The sequence below is a fragment of the Azospirillum terrae genome, from assembly GCF_053470425.1.
The window spans coordinates 1-1,284 of record NZ_JBPXMR010000055.1 but is presented as its reverse complement, the minus strand read 5'-3'; the positions used below and the strand labels follow the sequence as shown (position 1 = coordinate 1,284).

General features: G+C 69.8%; 1 pseudogene. It reads left to right on the top strand.

The features are described 5' to 3' along the window. Nucleotides 1-26: 26 nt before the first annotated feature. Nucleotides 27-1,269 (top strand): annotated as a pseudogene (locus ACSVDD_RS29675) (IS701 family transposase). Nucleotides 1,270-1,284 lie beyond the last annotated feature (15 nt).

Sequence of the window (1,284 nt, the reverse complement as noted above, 5' to 3'; positions counted from 1 at the left end):
CGTGGATCAGCAGGGAGGATCCACGAATGACGGCCGTCAGCGAAGCAGCCGGATGGGCAAGCGCCCTGGAGGACTTGGTCGAGCACCTGGCTCGCCGCTTTCGTCGCGTGGAGATGCGGCAGCGGGCCTTGAGCTATCTGCGCGGGCTGCTGGCCCCTCTGGAGCGGAAGAACGGTTGGCATCTGGCGGAAGCCGCCGGGGATCGCACGCCGGACGCGCTGCACGACTTCCTCGGGCGCGCCCGCTGGGACGCCGAGGCGGTGCGCGATGACCTGCAAGCTTATGTCACGCAGCACTTGGGGGATGCCGACGGCGTGCTGGTGCTCGACGAGACGGGGTTCCTCAAGAAAGGAGCGCGCTCGGTCGGCGTCAAGCGTCAGTACTCCGGCACGGCCGGGCGCTGATCGATCGCGCGCTTTACCTGCCGGAGGAGTGGGCGGCGGATGCCGAGCGCCGGCATCTGGCCGGGGTGCCGGAGGAGGTGGTCTTCGCCACCAAGCCGAAGCAGGGTCGGGCGATGCTGGAGCGCGCCATCGCCGCGGGCGTGCCCTGCGCGTGGGTGACGGCCGACAGCGTGTACGGCGGGGACTACGCGTTGCGGCTGTGGTTGGAACGCCAGCCGATCGGCTATGTCCTGGCGGTCACCAGCAAGCAGCGCGCGCCGCTCGGCTTTGATACCGTCAAGGAGCGCACCGCCGCCTGCGTTGCGGCCACCGACTGGCACCGGCTGAGCGCCGGGGACGGGGCCAAAGGCCCGCGCCTGTACGACGGGGCCTACCAGAGCTACCCGTCGCTACAAGCAGGCTGGAGCCGGGGCCTGCTGGTCCGCCGCTCGATCGCCGAGCCGGACAAGCTGACCTACTATCTGACCTTCGCGCCGGAGGGCACGCCATTGGCCCCCCGTTGGTGCGGATCGCGGGCGCGCGCTGGACGGTGGAGTCGTGTTTCGAAGCCGCCAAGGGCGAGGTTGGGCTCGACCAGTACGAGGTGCGCACCTGGACGGCGTGGCACCGCCACGTCACGCTGGCGATGTTCGCCTTGGCCTTTCTCACCGTCGCCCGAGCGGCGGCTATCGGGGGGCGAGGAGCGCGTCGATCTGTCGGCCGAGTTGCTGCCCCTCACCGTGCCGGAAATCCGCCGCCTGCTTGCCTCTTGGATCGGCCTGCCGCCACCCGAACCCACCACCGCTATCGCGTGGTCCATCTGGCGACGACGCCACCAACAACGAGCGCGCCAGTGCCATTGGAGGCGCCGCACCCAAACCGGTAAATCCCCGCTGTAGTA